This is a genomic window from Georgenia sp. TF02-10, assembly GCF_022759505.1.
In the GTDB taxonomy this organism is placed as follows: Bacteria; Actinomycetota; Actinomycetes; order Actinomycetales; family Actinomycetaceae; genus TF02-10.
The window spans coordinates 3,728,832-3,743,477 of record NZ_CP094289.1 but is presented as its reverse complement, the minus strand read 5'-3'; the positions used below and the strand labels follow the sequence as shown (position 1 = coordinate 3,743,477).

Below are 14,646 nucleotides of genomic sequence, written 5' to 3'. Positions count from 1 at the left end.
GCCGCGCGCCCGGCGGCAGGTAGCCTGAGCCCGCACCGCCCCCCGACCCGCGCGGAGGAGACATGACTGACGTGGTCGAGCAGCTGCCGGACACCGTCGACCACGCGGCCGCGACGCCGGAGGTGGCGCTGCCCTACCGCGAGCTCGGGCTGCGGCCGGCGGAGTACGACCGGATCGTGGAGCTGCTCGGCCGCCGGCCCACCGCCGCCGAGCTCGCCATGTACTCGGTGATGTGGTCCGAGCACTGCTCCTACAAGTCCTCCCGCGGGCACCTGGCTCAGTTCGCCCGCAAGACCACCGACGCCATGCGCGAGCACCTCCTCGTCGGCATCGGCGAGAACGCCGGCGTCGTCGACATCGGCCAGGGCTGGGCGGTGACCTTCAAGGTCGAGTCGCACAACCACCCCAGCTACGTCGAGCCCTACCAGGGCGCGGCCACCGGCGTCGGCGGGATCGTCCGGGACATAATCTCCATGGGCGCCCGGCCGGTGGCCGTGATGGACCAGCTCCGCTTCGGCGCCGTCGACCACCCGGACACCGCCCGCGTGGTGCACGGCGTGGTCGCCGGCGTCGCCGGCTACGGCAACTGCCTCGGGCTGCCGAACATCGGCGGCGAGACCGAGTTCGACGCCTCCTACCAGGGCAACCCCCTCGTCAACGCCCTGTGCCTGGGCGTGCTCCGGCACGAGGACATCCACCTCGCCACCGCCTCCGGCCCGGGCAACAAGATCATCCTGTTCGGGGCCCGCACCGGCGGGGACGGGATCGGCGGCGCCTCCATCCTCGCGTCCGAGACCTTCGAGGGCGGCGTGCCCGCCAAGCGGCCCAGCGTCCAGGTGGGCGACCCCTTCATGGAGAAGGTGCTCATCGAGTGCTGCCTGGAGCTCTTCGCCGCCGACGTCGTCGAGGGCATCCAGGACCTCGGCGCGGCCGGGATCTCCTGCGCCACCGCCGAGCTCGCCGCCAACGGCGACGGCGGCATGCACGTGGACCTCGACCAGGTCCTGCTCCGCGAGGACCTCACCGCCGGGGAGATCCTGATGAGCGAGTCCCAGGAACGGATGATGGCCGTGGTGGCCCCGGACAAGCTCGACGCCTTTCTGGCCATCACCCGGCGCTGGGAGGTGGAGACGGCGGTCATCGGGGAGGTCACCGGCACCGGGCGGCTGACCATCGACCACCACGGGCACCGCATCGTCGACGTCGACCCGCGCACCGTCGCCCACGACGCCCCCCGCTACGACCGCCCGTACGCCCGCCCCGCCTGGCAGGACGCGCTCGTCGCCGACACCGCCGCCGCCCTGCCCCGGCCCACCACCCCCGCCGAGCTCCGCGCGCAGGTCCTCGCCCTGGTCGCCGCCCCGAACCTGGCCGACAAGTCCTGGGTCACCGACCAGTACGACCGGTACGTCCAGGGCAACACCGCCCTGGCCCAGCCCGACGACGCCGGCGTGGTCCGGGTGGACGAGGCCACCGGCCTCGGGGTGGCGCTGGCCACCGACGCCAACGGGCGGTTCACCAAGCTCGACCCCTACGCCGGCGCCCAGCAGGCGCTGGCCGAGGCCTACCGCAACGTCGCCACGGTGGGCGCCCGGCCCCGCGCGGTCACCGACTGCCTCAACTTCGGCTCCCCGGAGGACCCGGACGCCATGTGGCAGCTTGTCCAGGCGATCACCGGCCTCGCCGACGCCTGCCAGGTCCTCGGCGTCCCGGTCACCGGCGGCAACGTCTCCCTCTACAACGGCACCGGCGAGCCCGGCCGGCCGGACTCCTCGATCAACCCCACCCCGGTGGTCGGGGTCCTCGGCGTCCTCGACGACGTCGCCCGGGCCACCCCCTCGGGGTGGACCGCGGCCGGCGCCGGGGTGTACCTGCTCGGCGCGACGGCAGCGGAGCTGGACGGCTCGGCCTGGGCCGACGTCGTCCACCACCACCTCGGCGGCATCCCGCCGGCGGTGGACCTCGCGGCCGAGCGGGCCCTGGCCGAGGTGCTGATCGCCGCGGCCGCCGAGGGGGTGGCGCACGCCGCGCACGACCTGTCCGGCGGCGGGCTCGCCCAGGCCCTGGTCGAGTCCGCGCTGCGGTTCGGGGTGGGCGCCGCCGTCGACGTCGGCGAGGTGGCCCGGCGCGACGGCGTCGACCTGGCCACCCTGCTGTTCGCCGAGACCGGCGCCCGGGCGGTCCTCGCCGCGTTGCCCGGCGACGAGGACCGCCTCGCCGCGCTGTGCCGGGCCCACGGCGTCCCGCTCGCCCGCATCGGCACCACCGGCGACGACGGCGGCGGCGGGGACGACCGCGCCGGCGGGGACGACGGCGAGCCGGCCCTGACGCTCGCCGGGGTGGGCACCCTCCCGCTCGCCGAGCTCGCAGCCGCCTCCCGCGCCAGCCTGCCGAGCTACTTCGGCTGAGGCCTCGCCTCGCCCCCGACCGACCGCCCGGCGACCCCGCCGGGCTCGACCGCCCGGCCCCCGCCGGGCCCGACCGCCCGGCGGCCCCGCCGGGCCCCGACCGCCCGGCCCCGCCGGGCCCGAGCACCAGCCCGGCCCCCGCCCGGGCCCGACCACGGAAGGCAGACGCATGGACGAAGAGCTGCAGGAGGTGTACGACCAGGTCCTCCGCCGCAACCCCGGCGAGCCGGAGTTCCACCAGGCGGTCCGGGAGGTCCTGGAGAGCCTCGACGTCGTCGTGCGCCGCCACCCCGAGTACCACGACCAGGCGATCCTGTCCCGGCTCGTCGAGCCCGAGCGGCAGATCATGTTCCGGGTGCCGTGGGTGGACGACGGCGGCCGGGTCCAGGTCAACCGCGGCTACCGGGTGCAGTTCAGCTCCGCGCTCGGCCCGTACAAGGGCGGCCTGCGGTTCCACCCCAGCGTCAACCTCGGGATCATCAAGTTCCTCGGGTTCGAGCAGATCTTCAAGAACTCCCTCACCGGCATGTCGATCGGCGGCGGCAAGGGCGGCTCGGACTTCGACCCGCACGGCCGCAGCGACGGCGAGATCATGCGGTTCTGCCAGTCCTTCATGACCGAGCTCTACCGGCACGTGGGGGAGTACACCGACGTCCCGGCCGGGGACATCGGCGTCGGCGGCCGGGAGATCGGCTACCTCTTCGGGCAGTACAAGCGGCTGAGCAACCGCTACGAGAGCGGGGTCCTCACCGGCAAGGGCGTCACCTGGGGCGGGTCGCTGGCCCGGACGGAGGCCACCGGGTACGGCACGGTCATCTTCGCCGACCGCATGCTGGCCACCAAGGGCCAGGCCATGGAGGGGCAGCGGGTCGTCGTCTCCGGCAGCGGGAACGTGGCCATCTACGCCGTCGCCAAGGCCCAGGAGCTCGGCGCGCAGGTGCTGACCGTCTCCGACTCCAGCGGCTACGTCCTGGACGAGGCCGGCATCGACCTCGCGCTGCTGCGCCAGGTCAAGGAGGTCGAGCGCGGCCGGGTGGCGGACTACGTCGAGCGCCGGCCCGGCGCCCGGCTGGTCCGGGGCGGCCGGGTCTGGGACGTGCCGTGCACGGTGGCGCTGCCCTGCGCCACCCAGAACGAGCTCGACCGCCGCGACGCCGAGGCGCTGGTCCGCGGCGGGGTGGTGGCGGTGGCCGAGGGGGCGAACATGCCCTCGACGCCGGACGCGGTGGAGACCTTCGCCGAGGCCGGGACCCTGTTCGGGCCCGGCAAGGCCGCCAACGCCGGCGGGGTCGCCACCTCGGCCCTGGAGATGCAGCAGAACGCGTCCCGGGACCCGTGGAGCTTCAGCCAGGTGGCGTCCCGGCTGGAGGTCATCATGGAGCACATCCACGACCAGTGCGCCCAGGTCGCCGAGGACTACGGCCGGCCCGGGGACTACGTGCTCGGTGCCAACATCGCCGGCTTCACCAAGGTCGCCGACGCCATGCTCGCCCAGGGAGTTGTCTGATGCTCGTCGCGTTCTCCGTCGCCCCCACCGTCGGCGCCCCGGACGGGTCGGTCAGCGCCGCCGTCGCCGAGGCCGTCCGGATCGTCCGCGAGTCCGGCCTGCCCAACGAGACGACGGCGATGTTCACCACCGTGGAGGGTGACTGGGACGAGGTGATGGACGTCGTCAAGCGGGCCACCGACGCGGTGGTGGCCGTCAGCCCGCGGGTGTCCCTGGTGCTCAAGGCGGACATCCGGCCGGGCTGGACCGGGCAGCTGCAGGCCAAGGTCGCCCGGGTGGAGGAGCAGCTGGGCGGCTGACGCCGGTCCGTTGCCGGGCGGCGCCGTCGGCCGACGGCGGCCGCCGGGCGCGCCGGTCAGGCCGACGGACCCGCCGGGCTGCGCTGCCGGCCGCCCCGGGACCGGCGGACGGCGTCGAGCAGCGCGACCAGCAGGGCCACCCCGACCAGGGCCAGCGTCACCCGCAGGCCGACGCTGAGCGCCGGGCCGTACCCGTGGGCCGGGCCGCTGCCGCCGGTGGCCGCCAGCGTGGCGAAGAACGCCGAGGCGATCACCGCGATCCCCACCGCCGCGCCGATCCGCTGGGTCGTCTGCAGCACCCCGCCGGCGGTGCCGCCCTGCGCGACCGGCACGTCGGCGAGGGTGAGGGCCTGGTTCGGCGAGATCACCGTGCCGTTGCCCAGCCCGGCCAGGGCCAGCCAGGCCGTCATCAGCGCGACGGCGTGGCCGCCGTCGGCCCGTACGACGGTGAGGTCCACCCCCGCGATCCCCACCGCCATGACGGTGATCCCGGCGACCACGGTCCACCGGCCGAAGCGCTCGAGCAGCCGCCCGCTGAGCGCGGCGGTGAGCGCCCCGAGCAGCGCGAACGGGGTCTGCACCAGCCCGGCCTGCCAGGGGGCGAGGCCCAGCCCGGTCTGCAGGTAGAGCGTGACCACGAGGAAGATGCCGGTGAACCCGGCGAAGTAGGCGGTGCCCACCGCCCCGCCGAAGGTGAAGGACCGGGTGCGGACCAGGGCCGCCGAGACCACCGGCTGCCGGCCGGCGCGCTCCACGCGGCGCTCCCAGCCGACGAAGGCGAGGAGGGCCGCGGCGGCGACGGCGAGGAGCCACCACGGCGCGCCGCCGGTGCCCTCGGCGGCGGTGATGACCGGCAGCAGGATCCCGAGCACGCTGATGGAGATCAGGACGAGGCCGACGACGTCGACGTCGAGCCGGCGGGTCCGGCCGACGGCGGCGCGGCCGGTGCCGGGGCCGGTGGTGCGGCCGGTGTTGGCGGCGGCGCGGTCGGTGCCGAGGGCGGCGGCGCGGTCGTCGGTCGGGACGGGCGCGTCGGCACCTGCCGGGGCACCGGCCGGGCGGTGCCGGGGCAGGTAGCGCAGCGCCAGGGGCAGGAGGACCGCGCCGACCGGGACGTTGACGAGGAACACCGCGCGCCAGCCCTCCTCCTCGCCGAAGACGGCGAGCAGGAGCCCGCCGAGCAGCGGACCGATCGCGGTGGAGATCCCCACGGTGGCGCCGAACAGACCGAAGGCCTTGCCGCGCTCGGGGCCCCGGAAGAGCTGCTGGATGAACCCGACCACCTGCGGGTTGAGCACCCCGGCGCTGAAGCCCTGCAGCAGCCGGGTCAGGGCCAGCAGGCCGGCCGAGGGGGCCAGGCCGCAGGCGGCCGAGGTGACCACGAACGCCGACAGGCCGGCGACGAACGCACCGCGCCGGCCCAGGACGTCCCCGACCCGGCCGGCCGGGACGAGCGCGAGGCCGAAGGCGAGGGTGTACCCGGCCACGATCCACTGCAGGGCGGTCGGGCCGGCGGTCAGGGACGCCTCGATCGAGGGCAGCGCCACGTTGACGATCGACACGTCGAGCAGGGTCATGAACCCGGCGCCGAGGCAGACGGCGAACGCGCGCCACCGGGCCGGGTCGGGGGCCTGGCCCGCGGGGGAGGAGGTCACGGGGACCAGGTGTAGCAGGTGCCCGGGCGGGCATGCCTGCTGCTACGTCTCGCCCGGCCCCCTCACGCGACGACGTCGACGCGGCACCGCAGCCCAGGCGCGGCGGCGATCCGCCGGTCGGCGGTGACCAGGACGGCGTCGAGCAGCTCGGCGAGCGCCACGTAGGAGGCGTCGTACGCGCTGAGGTTCGTCCCGAGCGCCCAGACCCGCTCGGCGACGGCGTCGAAGGGCCAGGTCTCGACCGGCAGGGAGCTCGCCGCGTCGAAGGCCAACCGGGCCTCGGTATCGGAGAGCAGGCCGGCCCGACGGCGACGGCGCAGCACGTTCGCGACCTCGTAGGGCAGCAGGGACGGCACGGCGAGGTTCGAGCCGCTCAGCCGCCCGGCGGCCGTCTCGCCGCGAGTCCCAGGCTCGATGAGCAGCATCAGGACGGCCGAGGCATCGGGCACGACGGTCGGCCGGACATCATCGGGACGATCACGCCGAGCGCTCACCGCCGATCAGCGTCGAGGTCGGAGACGAGCTCGTCCGCGGTGACCGGCGGGTACGCCCGGGCGCTCCGGCGGATCCGCGCGAGGACGTCCTCCGGTGACGGGCGGCTGGACAGCGCGGTCAGCTCCATCCGCAGGTACTCCTGCAGCGACCGGCCGGAACGGGCGGCCCGCGCAGCCAGCTCGTCACGGACGGGTTCGGGCACGTCGCGGACGGTGATCGAGACACCCATGCATGCAATCTAGCAGCGCTGAAGCGAGAATGCAGCCGCCGGCTGGACAGTATGCGCGGTGCGGGCCGGGCGTGCCGAGCCGCTGCTACGGCGCTCGTCCGTCGGTGCCCGCCGCACGGGCGTGGTCGCGTCCGCCGGACGAGTCACGGGCGACCCGCCCCGGGGCGATCAGCACCTTGGCGTGGGTGCCCGCGTGCGCGAGCCGGTCGAACGCTGCCGCGACGTCGTCCAGTGCGACCACGTCGGTGACCAGCGGGCGGGGGTCGATCCGCCGTCGGGCGATCAGCTGGAGCGTGTCGTGGAACTCCGCGGGGTCGTAGCTGAACGAGAACCTGAGCTCGATCTCCTTGTTGCTGGCCATCGTCGGCCGGAAGGTGTCCGGCGTCATGCAGACCCCCACCACGACGACCCGCGACAGGAACGGCGCATGCGTGACGATGTCCTCGATGACTCCCGGCACCCCGACGCACTCGAAGACGGCGGGTCCGGACGGACCGAGCCCTGCGCGCCTGGCGGCGGCGAGCACGCGCGCCCACGGGATGCCGGGCACCGTCCGCAGCGAGTGCATCGCCTGGATCCCGCCGCCGTACAGGTCGGTCGCCGAGGTGACATGACCGTCCGCGAGGTGGCTCCAGGGGGATTCCGAGGCGGGGTCGACGACGACGTCCGCCCCGCACCGGCGGGCGAGCTCCCGTCGCCCGGGAGCGAGGTCGCTGGCGATCACCCGCCGGACGCCGACGGACTTCAGCATCAGGATCACGGCGAGGCCGATCGGCCCGCACCCCACGACCAGTGCGGTGTCCCGACGGCGAACCTGAGCGCGTCGCACCGCATGGTGCGCGACGGCCAGCGGCTCCGTGAGCGCGGCGAGGTCGTCGGGCACGCCCGGCGGCACCGGGATGGTGGCATCCTCGTCGACGAGCACGTACTCGGCGTAACCGCCGGGAGCACGCGGCGACAGGCCGGTCATGTGCACCTCGCCGGCATGGCGGATGAGCGGCAGCGTCACCACGCGCGAGCCCGCCGGCCAGCGCCCTCGCGACCCCGGACCGTAGGAGACCACCTCGCCGACGAACTCGTGCCCGAGGACGACCCGGTGGTCGTGCCGCATGAAGTCGGCATAGCCGACCTCCGCGGCCACGTCGGCGCTCTGATCGGCGAACCGGCGAGCATGCAGGTCGGATCCGCAGATGCCCGAACGCAGCACCCGCACGAGGATCTGCCCCCGCGCAGGCCGGGGCACGGGCATCTCGACGACCGAGAGCTCGCCGCGTTCGAGCACGACGGCGCGCATCACGCGGGCACTCGCTCGTCGACGCGGGTGTAGGCCAGTCCGTCGTCGAGATCGGCGCGGTTCGAGCGCCACCCGTCGACGACCACGTCCTGGCGGATCGCCCAGGGGTAGGTCGACGTCGCCCGGGGCATGAGATGGGCCGCGCGGGCGAGATAGCCGGACGACATGTCCATGAACGGCCGCCCCTCGCCCAGGTCCGGCGGCGCCACCGGGACGACGGCGTCGACGCCGGTCTCGCGCACGCGACGCACGATGCGCGCCAGGAGCCGCGCCGTGATGTCGGCGCGCACGGTCCAGGAGAGGTTGATGTAGCCGATGCACACGCCCAGGTTCGGGATGCCGCTCAGCATCGCGCCGTGCCAGGTGTAGGAGCGCGAGAGGTCGATGGGCTCGCCGTCGAGGCTCAGCCGGACGCCGCCGAGCAGCCTGATGCGCAGCCCCGTCGCTGTCACGACGGCGTCGGCCGGCAGCTTCCGACCCGAGGACAGTACGATCCCGTCGGCGACGAACCGGTCGATCGTGTCCGTGACGACCGTGGCCCGGCCCTCGCCGAGCGCGCGGAACAGGTCGCCGTCGGGAGCGATGCACAGGCGCTGGTCCCACGGGTCGTAGGGCGGAGCGAAGTGGGCGTCGGCGATGTCGGCCGAACCCGTCCCGGCGATGACGCCCTTGCGCAGCAGCGACCGCATCGCGCCGGGGAACCGTCGGCACGCCTGGACGAGCGTCCACTGCAGGGCGATGTTCTTCGCCCGCACGAGGCGGTGCGCAGTCGTGGCTGGGAGCAGGCGCCGGGCGACGTCGGCGAAGCCGTCCGTGCGGGACTGCGCCAGCACGTAGGTGGGCGTGCGCTGCAGCATGGTCACCTCGGCTCCCTGGGCGGCGAGGGCCGGCACCACCGTGACGGCTGTCGCGCCCGAGCCGATCACCACGACGCGCTTGCCCCTCAGGTCGGTGTCAGCGGGCCACGACTGGGGGTGCAGCACCTGACCACGGAAGTCCTCGATGCCCACGAACCCGGGATCGTGCGGTCGGTCGTAGTCGTAGTACCCCGAGCAGAAGAACACGAACCGCGCGACGTAGGTCTCTTCCTGGTCGCCGCGCAGCGCACGCACGTGCCAGCGGGCCTCCTGAGCGCGCCAGTCCGCGTCGACGACCTCGGTGCCGAGCTGCACGTGGTCCTCGAACCCGGTCTCCCGGGCGGTCTCCCGCAGATACTGCAGCAGCTCGTCGCCGTCGACGATCGCGTTCCGGCCGCGCCAGGGACGGAACGGGAAGGCGAGCGTGTACACGTCGGAGTCGGACCGTACGCCGGGGTAGCGGAAGAGGTCCCAGGTGCCACCGATGCTCGCGCGCCGCTCGAGCACGGTGTACGAGATGCCGGGGTTGGCCTCGGTCAGGCGGTGAGCGACGTCGATCGCCGACAGACCGGCCCCGACGATGAGGACGTCGGTGTGCTTCAGAGTCACGGCGCCTCCTTGCGCAAGTTCCATCCCGTGAGTGTGCCCGGCCGCCCGCACAGAAACTTGATCCTGCGCGACACGTCAGCGGGTGCACGTCAGCGCGTGCGGGGCGCACGCACGACCCGCGGCGGGACGCCCCACCAGCGTCGGCACGCGCGCGTGAAGACGGCCTGCTCGGCCAGGCCGAGCCGCGCCGAGATGTCGGCGAACGACAGGTCGGTGAGCGTCAGTGCCCGCCGTGCCTCGTCGCGGCGGAGGCGGTCCACGACGGCCACGAACGTCGTGCCTTCTGCGGCAAGCAGACGCTGCAGCGTCCGCGGGTGCAGGCGGAGGGTTCGCGCGACGTCGCCGAGCGTCGGCGGCACGAGTCCGAGCGATGCGCCGACCACCGCCCGTACCCGCCCGACCAGATCGTCGGCGTCGGGCACCACGGAACGCAGGTAGGCCTCGGTCTGCGCTCGCAGGCGCGGGTTGGCGCCGGTGATGGGGCGCGCGAGCATGTCGGCGCGCACGCGCAGCACATCGGCGTCGGCGTCGGTCGTGACCGGGGCGCCGTAGAACCTTCGGTAGACGGAGAGGTCGGCGCTCGGAGCGTAGGAGAGCTCGACGGAGACGAGCCCGTAGTGCTCGCCGAGCACCAGCCCGAGAGCGCGATGGATGAAGCCCAGTCCCGCGTCCAGCGCGATCCGGGGCGGCCGGGAGGCCCACTCGTGCGCCGTGAAGCGCACGCCGACGACGGCCGGATCACCGCGCGGGTCAGGAACGCGCTCCACGCGCATCGCGTCCGAGTGGTAGTCGAGGTACCTGCTCGCACCGTCGAGCGCGGCCTCGGCCGTCGGTGAGTTCGCGATGACGATGGCGATCGGGCCCAGCATGCTGAGGTCGTGACGTGCGGCGAGGCGCAGCCCCAGATCGGGAGCCCGCAGCTCGTCGGCCGTTCGCTCGAGGAGCGCGACCAGGGCGCGGTCCGAGATCGGTAGCTCGTCGTGGTCGAGAACTGCCGGGTCGAGCCCGGCCGCAGCCACGAGCGCGGCAGGATCACCGCCCAGCTCGACGACGACCGCCGGGTATCCACGGATCCCGGCGGCCCGTACGGTGCCGGGACCGCGCGGGCCGCCGGTCCGCCCACGATCCTCCATCCCCCGGATTGTCGGTACCGGGCCGCCGACGGCGCAATCGGTCGCCGATCCTTGCGTCCGGACCCGGCGTCGGCGGCACAGCAGGACTGATCTTCGGTGCGCGGCGGGCCCGTGAGGTGAGTGTCGCGACCGTCGGAACAGCGGCGTGGGCGCGACCGTCGGGACTGCCCCGAGACCCCCCTCCAGCGCGGCCGCCACGGGTCGCTCGTTGGCCTATCGGGCGTCGGTGCCGAGGCCGTTCTGGTACGCCCAGACGAGTGCCTGGACCCGGTCGCGCACGCCCAGCTTCGCCATCAGGTTGCTCAGGTGCGACTTGACGGTGCTGGTCTCGATGAAGAGCGCACCCGCAATCTCGGCGTTGGACATGCCCTGCGCCAGCAGGCGGAGGATGTCCTGCTCGCGCTCGGTCAGGCGGTCCAGGGCGGCACTGCTCGCCGGCTGCGGCGCCCGGCGCCGGGCGAACTCCCTGATCACCCGGCCGGTGACGGACTGCGCTACGAGGCCCTGGCCGTCCGCCAGGCTGCGCACCGCCGCGATCAGGTCGTCGGGATCGGTGTCCTTCAGGATGAACCCGCTCGCCCCGGCCTCGAGCGCACCGAAGACATAGTCGTCCAGGTCGAACGTGGTCACCACCAGGATCGCCGGCGGCCCCGCCCGTCCGGCAGCCGGTCCCGCCGCCGGTGGTGAGCCGTCGCCGGTGGCGCGGGACGGCTCCAGGATCGTCCGGGTCGCCGCGATGCCGTCGCCGTCCGGCATCCGCACGTCCATGCAGACCACGTCGGGCTGCAGCCGCCGGACCACCCGGACCGCGTCCCGCCCGCTGGCGGCCTCGCCCACCACCTCGATGTCCCCGGCGGACTCCAGGATCACCCGGAACCCGGCGCGGACGACTGCCTGGTCATCGACCAGCACGACCGAGATCAACGTCCGTCCTCCTCCAGCTCGGCAGCGCGGGCACCGACCGACGGGCCGACGCGATCCATCCGGGCGTCGTACGGCACACGCAGCCGGACCCGCCAGCCGCCGTCGCGGGTCGGCCCGGCCTCGAGGGTGCCGCCGATCAGCTCCGCCCGCTCGCGCATCCCCAGCAGGCCGTGCCCGCCGCCGTCGCCGGTGGGGAGCAGCGGACCGCCGGGCGGCGGCTCGCTGTCCACCCGCAGCTCGAGCCGGTCGGGCAGGTACTGCAGCCGGACCGCGACGGCCGCGCCCGGCGAGTGCCGGCGGGCGTTGGACAGCGCCTCCTGGAGGGTGCGGTACGCCGCCAGGTCCGCGGTCGGGCCGAGCGGGAAGGGGTCTCCGAGGACCTCGCAGCGCACCGCCGTGCCCAGGCCGGTGGTGCCCGCGATCAGCTGGTCGAGGGCCGCGAGGCCGGGGACCGGCGCCAGCTGGTCGTCGCTGCCCGCGTCACCGGCCGACGGACCGGGCCGGTCGCCGTCGTCCCGGTCACGGAGGATACCGACCACCATGCGCATGTTGTCGAGCGTCTCCTTGCCCTGGTTCCGGATCCACCGCGCGGCCTCGCGGGCGGCCGCCGGATCGGTGTCCACGAGCCGTTCCGTCGCGCCGGCCTGCACCACGATGCCGGACAGGTGGTGCGCCGCTATGTCGTGCAGCTCGCGGGCCATCCGGGCCCGCTCCTCGGCGACGGCGGACCTCGCCCGTGCCTCACGCTCACGGACCGCCTGGTCGGCCCGTTGCCGGAGCAGCGCGACGTACTGCCGGCGGGTGGCCATGAACCTGCCCAGCAGCGCCGGCGCGGTGTAGGTGATCGCGACCGAGAGCAGGTAGTTCGCGGTCCAGGCGGCCGTGCCCCGCTGGCTCAGCACGTTCGGGAGGCTGCCGCCCAGGAGCGAGCCGATGCGTGGGAAGACGAAGGCGCCGGCGAGGACGCCGAAGACGCCCTCGAGCGCGATGACGCCGGCGAGGATCCAGCCGACCCGCGAGCGCCGGGCGTAGGCGCCGACGGCGTAGGCCGCGAGCAGCGGCGCGATGGCGCGGATCGAGTCGGCGAACACTGCCACCAGCACCACCTGCATGAGCGCCGTGAGCAGCAGGCAGGTCCCCGGCGCAGTCCGCCGCAGGCCGAGCGGCAGTGCCTGGAGGAACACGATGACGGCCACCGCGACGAGCTGGCCCCGCCCGATCGCGAGGTCCCCCGGACCGGCGGGGGAGCCTGCAGTCACGAGCAGGATGGCGACGAAGAAGCCCACGGACACCACGGCGACGACGACCGCGAGCAGCGCGTCGCGGGCCGCAGGCGTACGGATGCCGACCCGGGCCAGCCACTCGTGCAGGGCGGTCATGAACCGGGTAGGGCCGCTCGGGTCGGCGACGTCCCTGATCTGGCGCTCCTCGTGAACGGAGATGGGTTGCTCCTCGTTCTCGGGTGGTCCGGTGGTGTCCGTCGTCCGTCGTCCGTCGTCCGTCGTCCGCCGTCCGCCGCGGACCGCGGTCCACCGACCGCGGTCCGCGGCGAGACATGCCGCCGACGCTAGACCAGGTCGCGGCGGTGCAGGCTGAGCAGGCCGGCGCCGAGTGCGAGCAGGCTCCAGAGGACCAGGGCGCCGGTGGCGACCGCCGGCCCTAGCACCTGGGTGCCGCCGAGCAGGGCGACCCCGGGGGGAACGGTACCCGTGGAGGCCACCGGACCGAGCCCGAACGGCAGCAGGGCGACCAGCAGCGGGATGCTGCCGGTGATGAGCTGGAAGAGCGAGGGGATGACCGCCTCCACGAGGACCGCGCAGAACACGAGGACCAGCGCCGCAACCTGGCTCCGGATCAGCGTGCCCAGCCCGAGACCGACGAGGGCGTAGAGCACGAGCAGGACGATCCCGCGCAACCAGATCGTCGCCATCTCGGTGGGCGCGACCAGGATCCCGCCGTCGGCGGCCGGCCCCACCCCGACCAGCAGCGCCGCGCCCGTCAGCAGCGCGAGCACGACCCCGCCCACCGCGCTGACCGCGGCGACCGCGGCCGCCTTGCCGAGCAGCATCCGCGAACGGTTCGGCACGACCAGCGCCGTGGGCACGATGCCCCCGAAGCGGAACTCGCTCGTCGCCGCGAAGACGCCGAGCAGCACCGCGCAGATGACGATGACGCTCGCGCCCCCGCCGGAACCGAGGGAGCCGTTGCCCAGCACGTCGAGCATGCCGCGCTGGTAGTCCGCGCTCGACGGGTCCGCCGCGGACATCAGCTCCGACAGCATCTGGTCCTGGTCGCCGGTGTCGACCTGGTAGCCAATGCCCTTGCTGTCCGTGCCGGCCAGGACGGGCAGCAGCGTGGGCGCCAGGAGCCCGACGAGCAGCGTGAACGTCATCGTCGCCAGCGCCACGACGGCGAGGATCTTGCCGGCGCTGGTGGTACGGATCTTGAGAATCTCGGCGGTGATCATCAGCGCATGCCTCCGTGCGTCGCGGTGAGCTCCAGGTAGGTGTCTTCGAGCCGGCGGCCGGCGGCGAAGTCGGCGAGGGGTGCGGCGGCCAGGACCTTGCCGCTGCCGATCACCACCACGTCGTGGGCGACGTCGGCGACCTCGGCCAGCACGTGGCTGGCGAGGAGGACCGTGCCGCCGTCGTCGGCGAACCGGCGGAGCAGCTCTCGTAGCCAGCGCATCCCGGCCGGGTCGAGCCCGTTCGCGGGCTCGTCCAGGATCAGGATCCTGGGGTCGCCGAGCAGCGCCGCCGCCAGGCCGATCCGCTGCTTCATGCCGAGCGAGTAGGTCTTGACCGGACGGTGCGCCGCCTGCTCCATCCCGACCAGGGCCAGCACCTGCTCGACGCGGGCGGGCGGCAGCTTCGCCGCGGCGGCGAGGACGCGCAGGTGGTTGCGGCCGCTCCGGCCCGGGTGCAGCCCGCCGGAATCCAGCAGGGCGCCGACGACGCTGCTCGGCCGGTCCAGGTCGGCGTAGCGCTGGTCGAAGATCCGCGCGCTGCCGCTGTCTGGTTCCGCCAGGCCGAGCATCAGCTGCAGCGTGCTCGTCTTGCCGGCGCCGTTGGGCCCGAGGAACGCCACGATCCGGCCGGGTCCGACGGTGAAGCTGACATCGTCGACGGCGCGGACGCCGCCGTAGGACTTGGTGAGGTTGATTGCCTCGAGGGCATGCATGAGTTCTCCCGTGCTCGTGACGACCGGTTGGTGGCTGCCGGCGTGGCAGCCGTCTG

The 14,646-nt window shown here is 74.2% G+C and carries 13 protein-coding genes; 3 read left to right on the top strand and 10 right to left on the bottom strand.

Features of this window, described 5'->3' with window-relative positions:
• Positions 1-62: 62 nt before the first annotated feature.
• The 3 genes from purL to MF406_RS17065 all read left to right on the top strand — a co-directional run bounded on the left by purL (position 63) and on the right by MF406_RS17065 (position 4,214).
• Positions 63-2,408, top strand: a complete 2,346-nt coding sequence (purL, locus tag MF406_RS17075; RefSeq protein ID WP_242895798.1) for a phosphoribosylformylglycinamidine synthase subunit PurL — start codon at positions 63-65, stop codon at positions 2,406-2,408.
• Between the two features lie 169 nt (positions 2,409-2,577).
• The gene (gene gdhA, locus MF406_RS17070) at positions 2,578-3,915 is read left to right on the top strand and encodes an NADP-specific glutamate dehydrogenase (protein WP_242895797.1); all 1,338 of its coding nucleotides are present in this window, start codon (positions 2,578-2,580) and stop codon (positions 3,913-3,915) included.
• Positions 3,915-4,214 carry an MTH1187 family thiamine-binding protein gene (locus MF406_RS17065; protein WP_242895796.1) on the top strand — a complete coding sequence of 100 codons (300 nt, stop codon included), beginning with the start codon at positions 3,915-3,917 and terminating at the stop codon, positions 4,212-4,214. The genes gdhA and MF406_RS17065 overlap by 1 nt, the downstream gene beginning before the upstream one ends.
• 56 nt (positions 4,215-4,270) lie before the next feature.
• Here MF406_RS17065 and MF406_RS17060 read toward each other — a convergent pair whose 3' ends face one another.
• The 10 genes from MF406_RS17060 to MF406_RS17015 all read right to left on the bottom strand — a co-directional run bounded on the left by MF406_RS17060 (position 4,271) and on the right by MF406_RS17015 (position 14,590).
• Entirely contained in the window at positions 4,271-5,869 is a 1,599-nt protein-coding gene (locus MF406_RS17060; protein ID WP_242895795.1) for an MFS transporter, read from the bottom strand.
• Between the two features lie 62 nt (positions 5,870-5,931).
• Positions 5,932-6,363 (bottom strand): type II toxin-antitoxin system VapC family toxin, encoded by a 432-nt coding sequence (locus MF406_RS17055; RefSeq protein WP_242895794.1) that lies wholly within the window; start codon positions 6,361-6,363, stop codon positions 5,932-5,934.
• The gene (locus tag MF406_RS17050) at positions 6,360-6,593 is read right to left on the bottom strand and encodes a hypothetical protein (RefSeq protein WP_242895793.1); all 234 of its coding nucleotides are present in this window, start codon (positions 6,591-6,593) and stop codon (positions 6,360-6,362) included. The genes MF406_RS17055 and MF406_RS17050 overlap by 4 nt, the downstream gene beginning before the upstream one ends.
• Positions 6,594-6,678: 85 nt before the next feature.
• The gene (locus MF406_RS17045) at positions 6,679-7,887 is read right to left on the bottom strand and encodes a zinc-binding dehydrogenase (RefSeq protein WP_242897862.1); all 1,209 of its coding nucleotides are present in this window, start codon (positions 7,885-7,887) and stop codon (positions 6,679-6,681) included.
• Positions 7,887-9,353, bottom strand: coding sequence for an NAD(P)/FAD-dependent oxidoreductase (locus MF406_RS17040; protein ID WP_242895792.1), 1,467 nt, complete (start codon positions 9,351-9,353; stop codon positions 7,887-7,889). Before MF406_RS17040 ends, MF406_RS17045 begins: the two co-directional genes overlap by 1 nt.
• A gap of 89 nt (positions 9,354-9,442) precedes the next feature.
• Entirely contained in the window at positions 9,443-10,486 is a 1,044-nt protein-coding gene (locus tag MF406_RS17035) for an AraC family transcriptional regulator (RefSeq protein ID WP_242895791.1), read from the bottom strand.
• Positions 10,487-10,699: 213 nt separating this feature from the next.
• A complete protein-coding gene (locus MF406_RS17030; RefSeq protein ID WP_242895790.1) occupies positions 10,700-11,410 on the bottom strand; it encodes a response regulator transcription factor in 711 nt (236 codons plus the stop codon).
• A complete protein-coding gene (locus MF406_RS17025; protein WP_242895789.1) occupies positions 11,407-12,789 on the bottom strand; it encodes a sensor histidine kinase in 1,383 nt (460 codons plus the stop codon). Before MF406_RS17025 ends, MF406_RS17030 begins: the two co-directional genes overlap by 4 nt.
• Positions 12,790-12,977: 188 nt before the next feature.
• Complete coding sequence (locus MF406_RS17020) at positions 12,978-13,877, bottom strand: hypothetical protein (RefSeq protein WP_242895788.1); 900 nt, start codon at positions 13,875-13,877, stop codon at positions 12,978-12,980.
• Positions 13,877-14,590 carry an ATP-binding cassette domain-containing protein gene (locus MF406_RS17015; RefSeq protein WP_242895787.1) on the bottom strand — a complete coding sequence of 238 codons (714 nt, stop codon included), beginning with the start codon at positions 14,588-14,590 and terminating at the stop codon, positions 13,877-13,879. Before MF406_RS17015 ends, MF406_RS17020 begins: the two co-directional genes overlap by 1 nt.
• Positions 14,591-14,646 lie beyond the last annotated feature (56 nt).

Excerpts from the sequence above, each read along its gene's own strand:
- purL (WP_242895798.1), top strand. The coding sequence starts at position 63 with ATGACTGACGTGGTCGAGCAGCTGCCGGACACCGTCGACCACGCGGCC.
- gdhA (WP_242895797.1), top strand. The coding sequence starts at position 2,578 with ATGGACGAAGAGCTGCAGGAGGTGTACGACCAGGTCCTCCGCCGCAAC.
- MF406_RS17065 (WP_242895796.1), top strand. The coding sequence starts at position 3,915 with ATGCTCGTCGCGTTCTCCGTCGCCCCCACCGTCGGCGCCCCGGACGGG.
- MF406_RS17050 (WP_242895793.1), bottom strand. The coding sequence starts at position 6,593 with ATGGGTGTCTCGATCACCGTCCGCGACGTGCCCGAACCCGTCCGTGAC.
- MF406_RS17045 (WP_242897862.1), bottom strand. The coding sequence starts at position 7,887 with ATGCGCGCCGTCGTGCTCGAACGCGGCGAGCTCTCGGTCGTCGAGATG.
- MF406_RS17035 (WP_242895791.1), bottom strand. The coding sequence starts at position 10,486 with ATGGAGGATCGTGGGCGGACCGGCGGCCCGCGCGGTCCCGGCACCGTA.
- MF406_RS17025 (WP_242895789.1), bottom strand. The coding sequence starts at position 12,789 with ATGACCGCCCTGCACGAGTGGCTGGCCCGGGTCGGCATCCGTACGCCT.
- MF406_RS17020 (WP_242895788.1), bottom strand. The coding sequence starts at position 13,877 with ATGATCACCGCCGAGATTCTCAAGATCCGTACCACCAGCGCCGGCAAG.
- MF406_RS17015 (WP_242895787.1), bottom strand. The coding sequence starts at position 14,590 with ATGCATGCCCTCGAGGCAATCAACCTCACCAAGTCCTACGGCGGCGTC.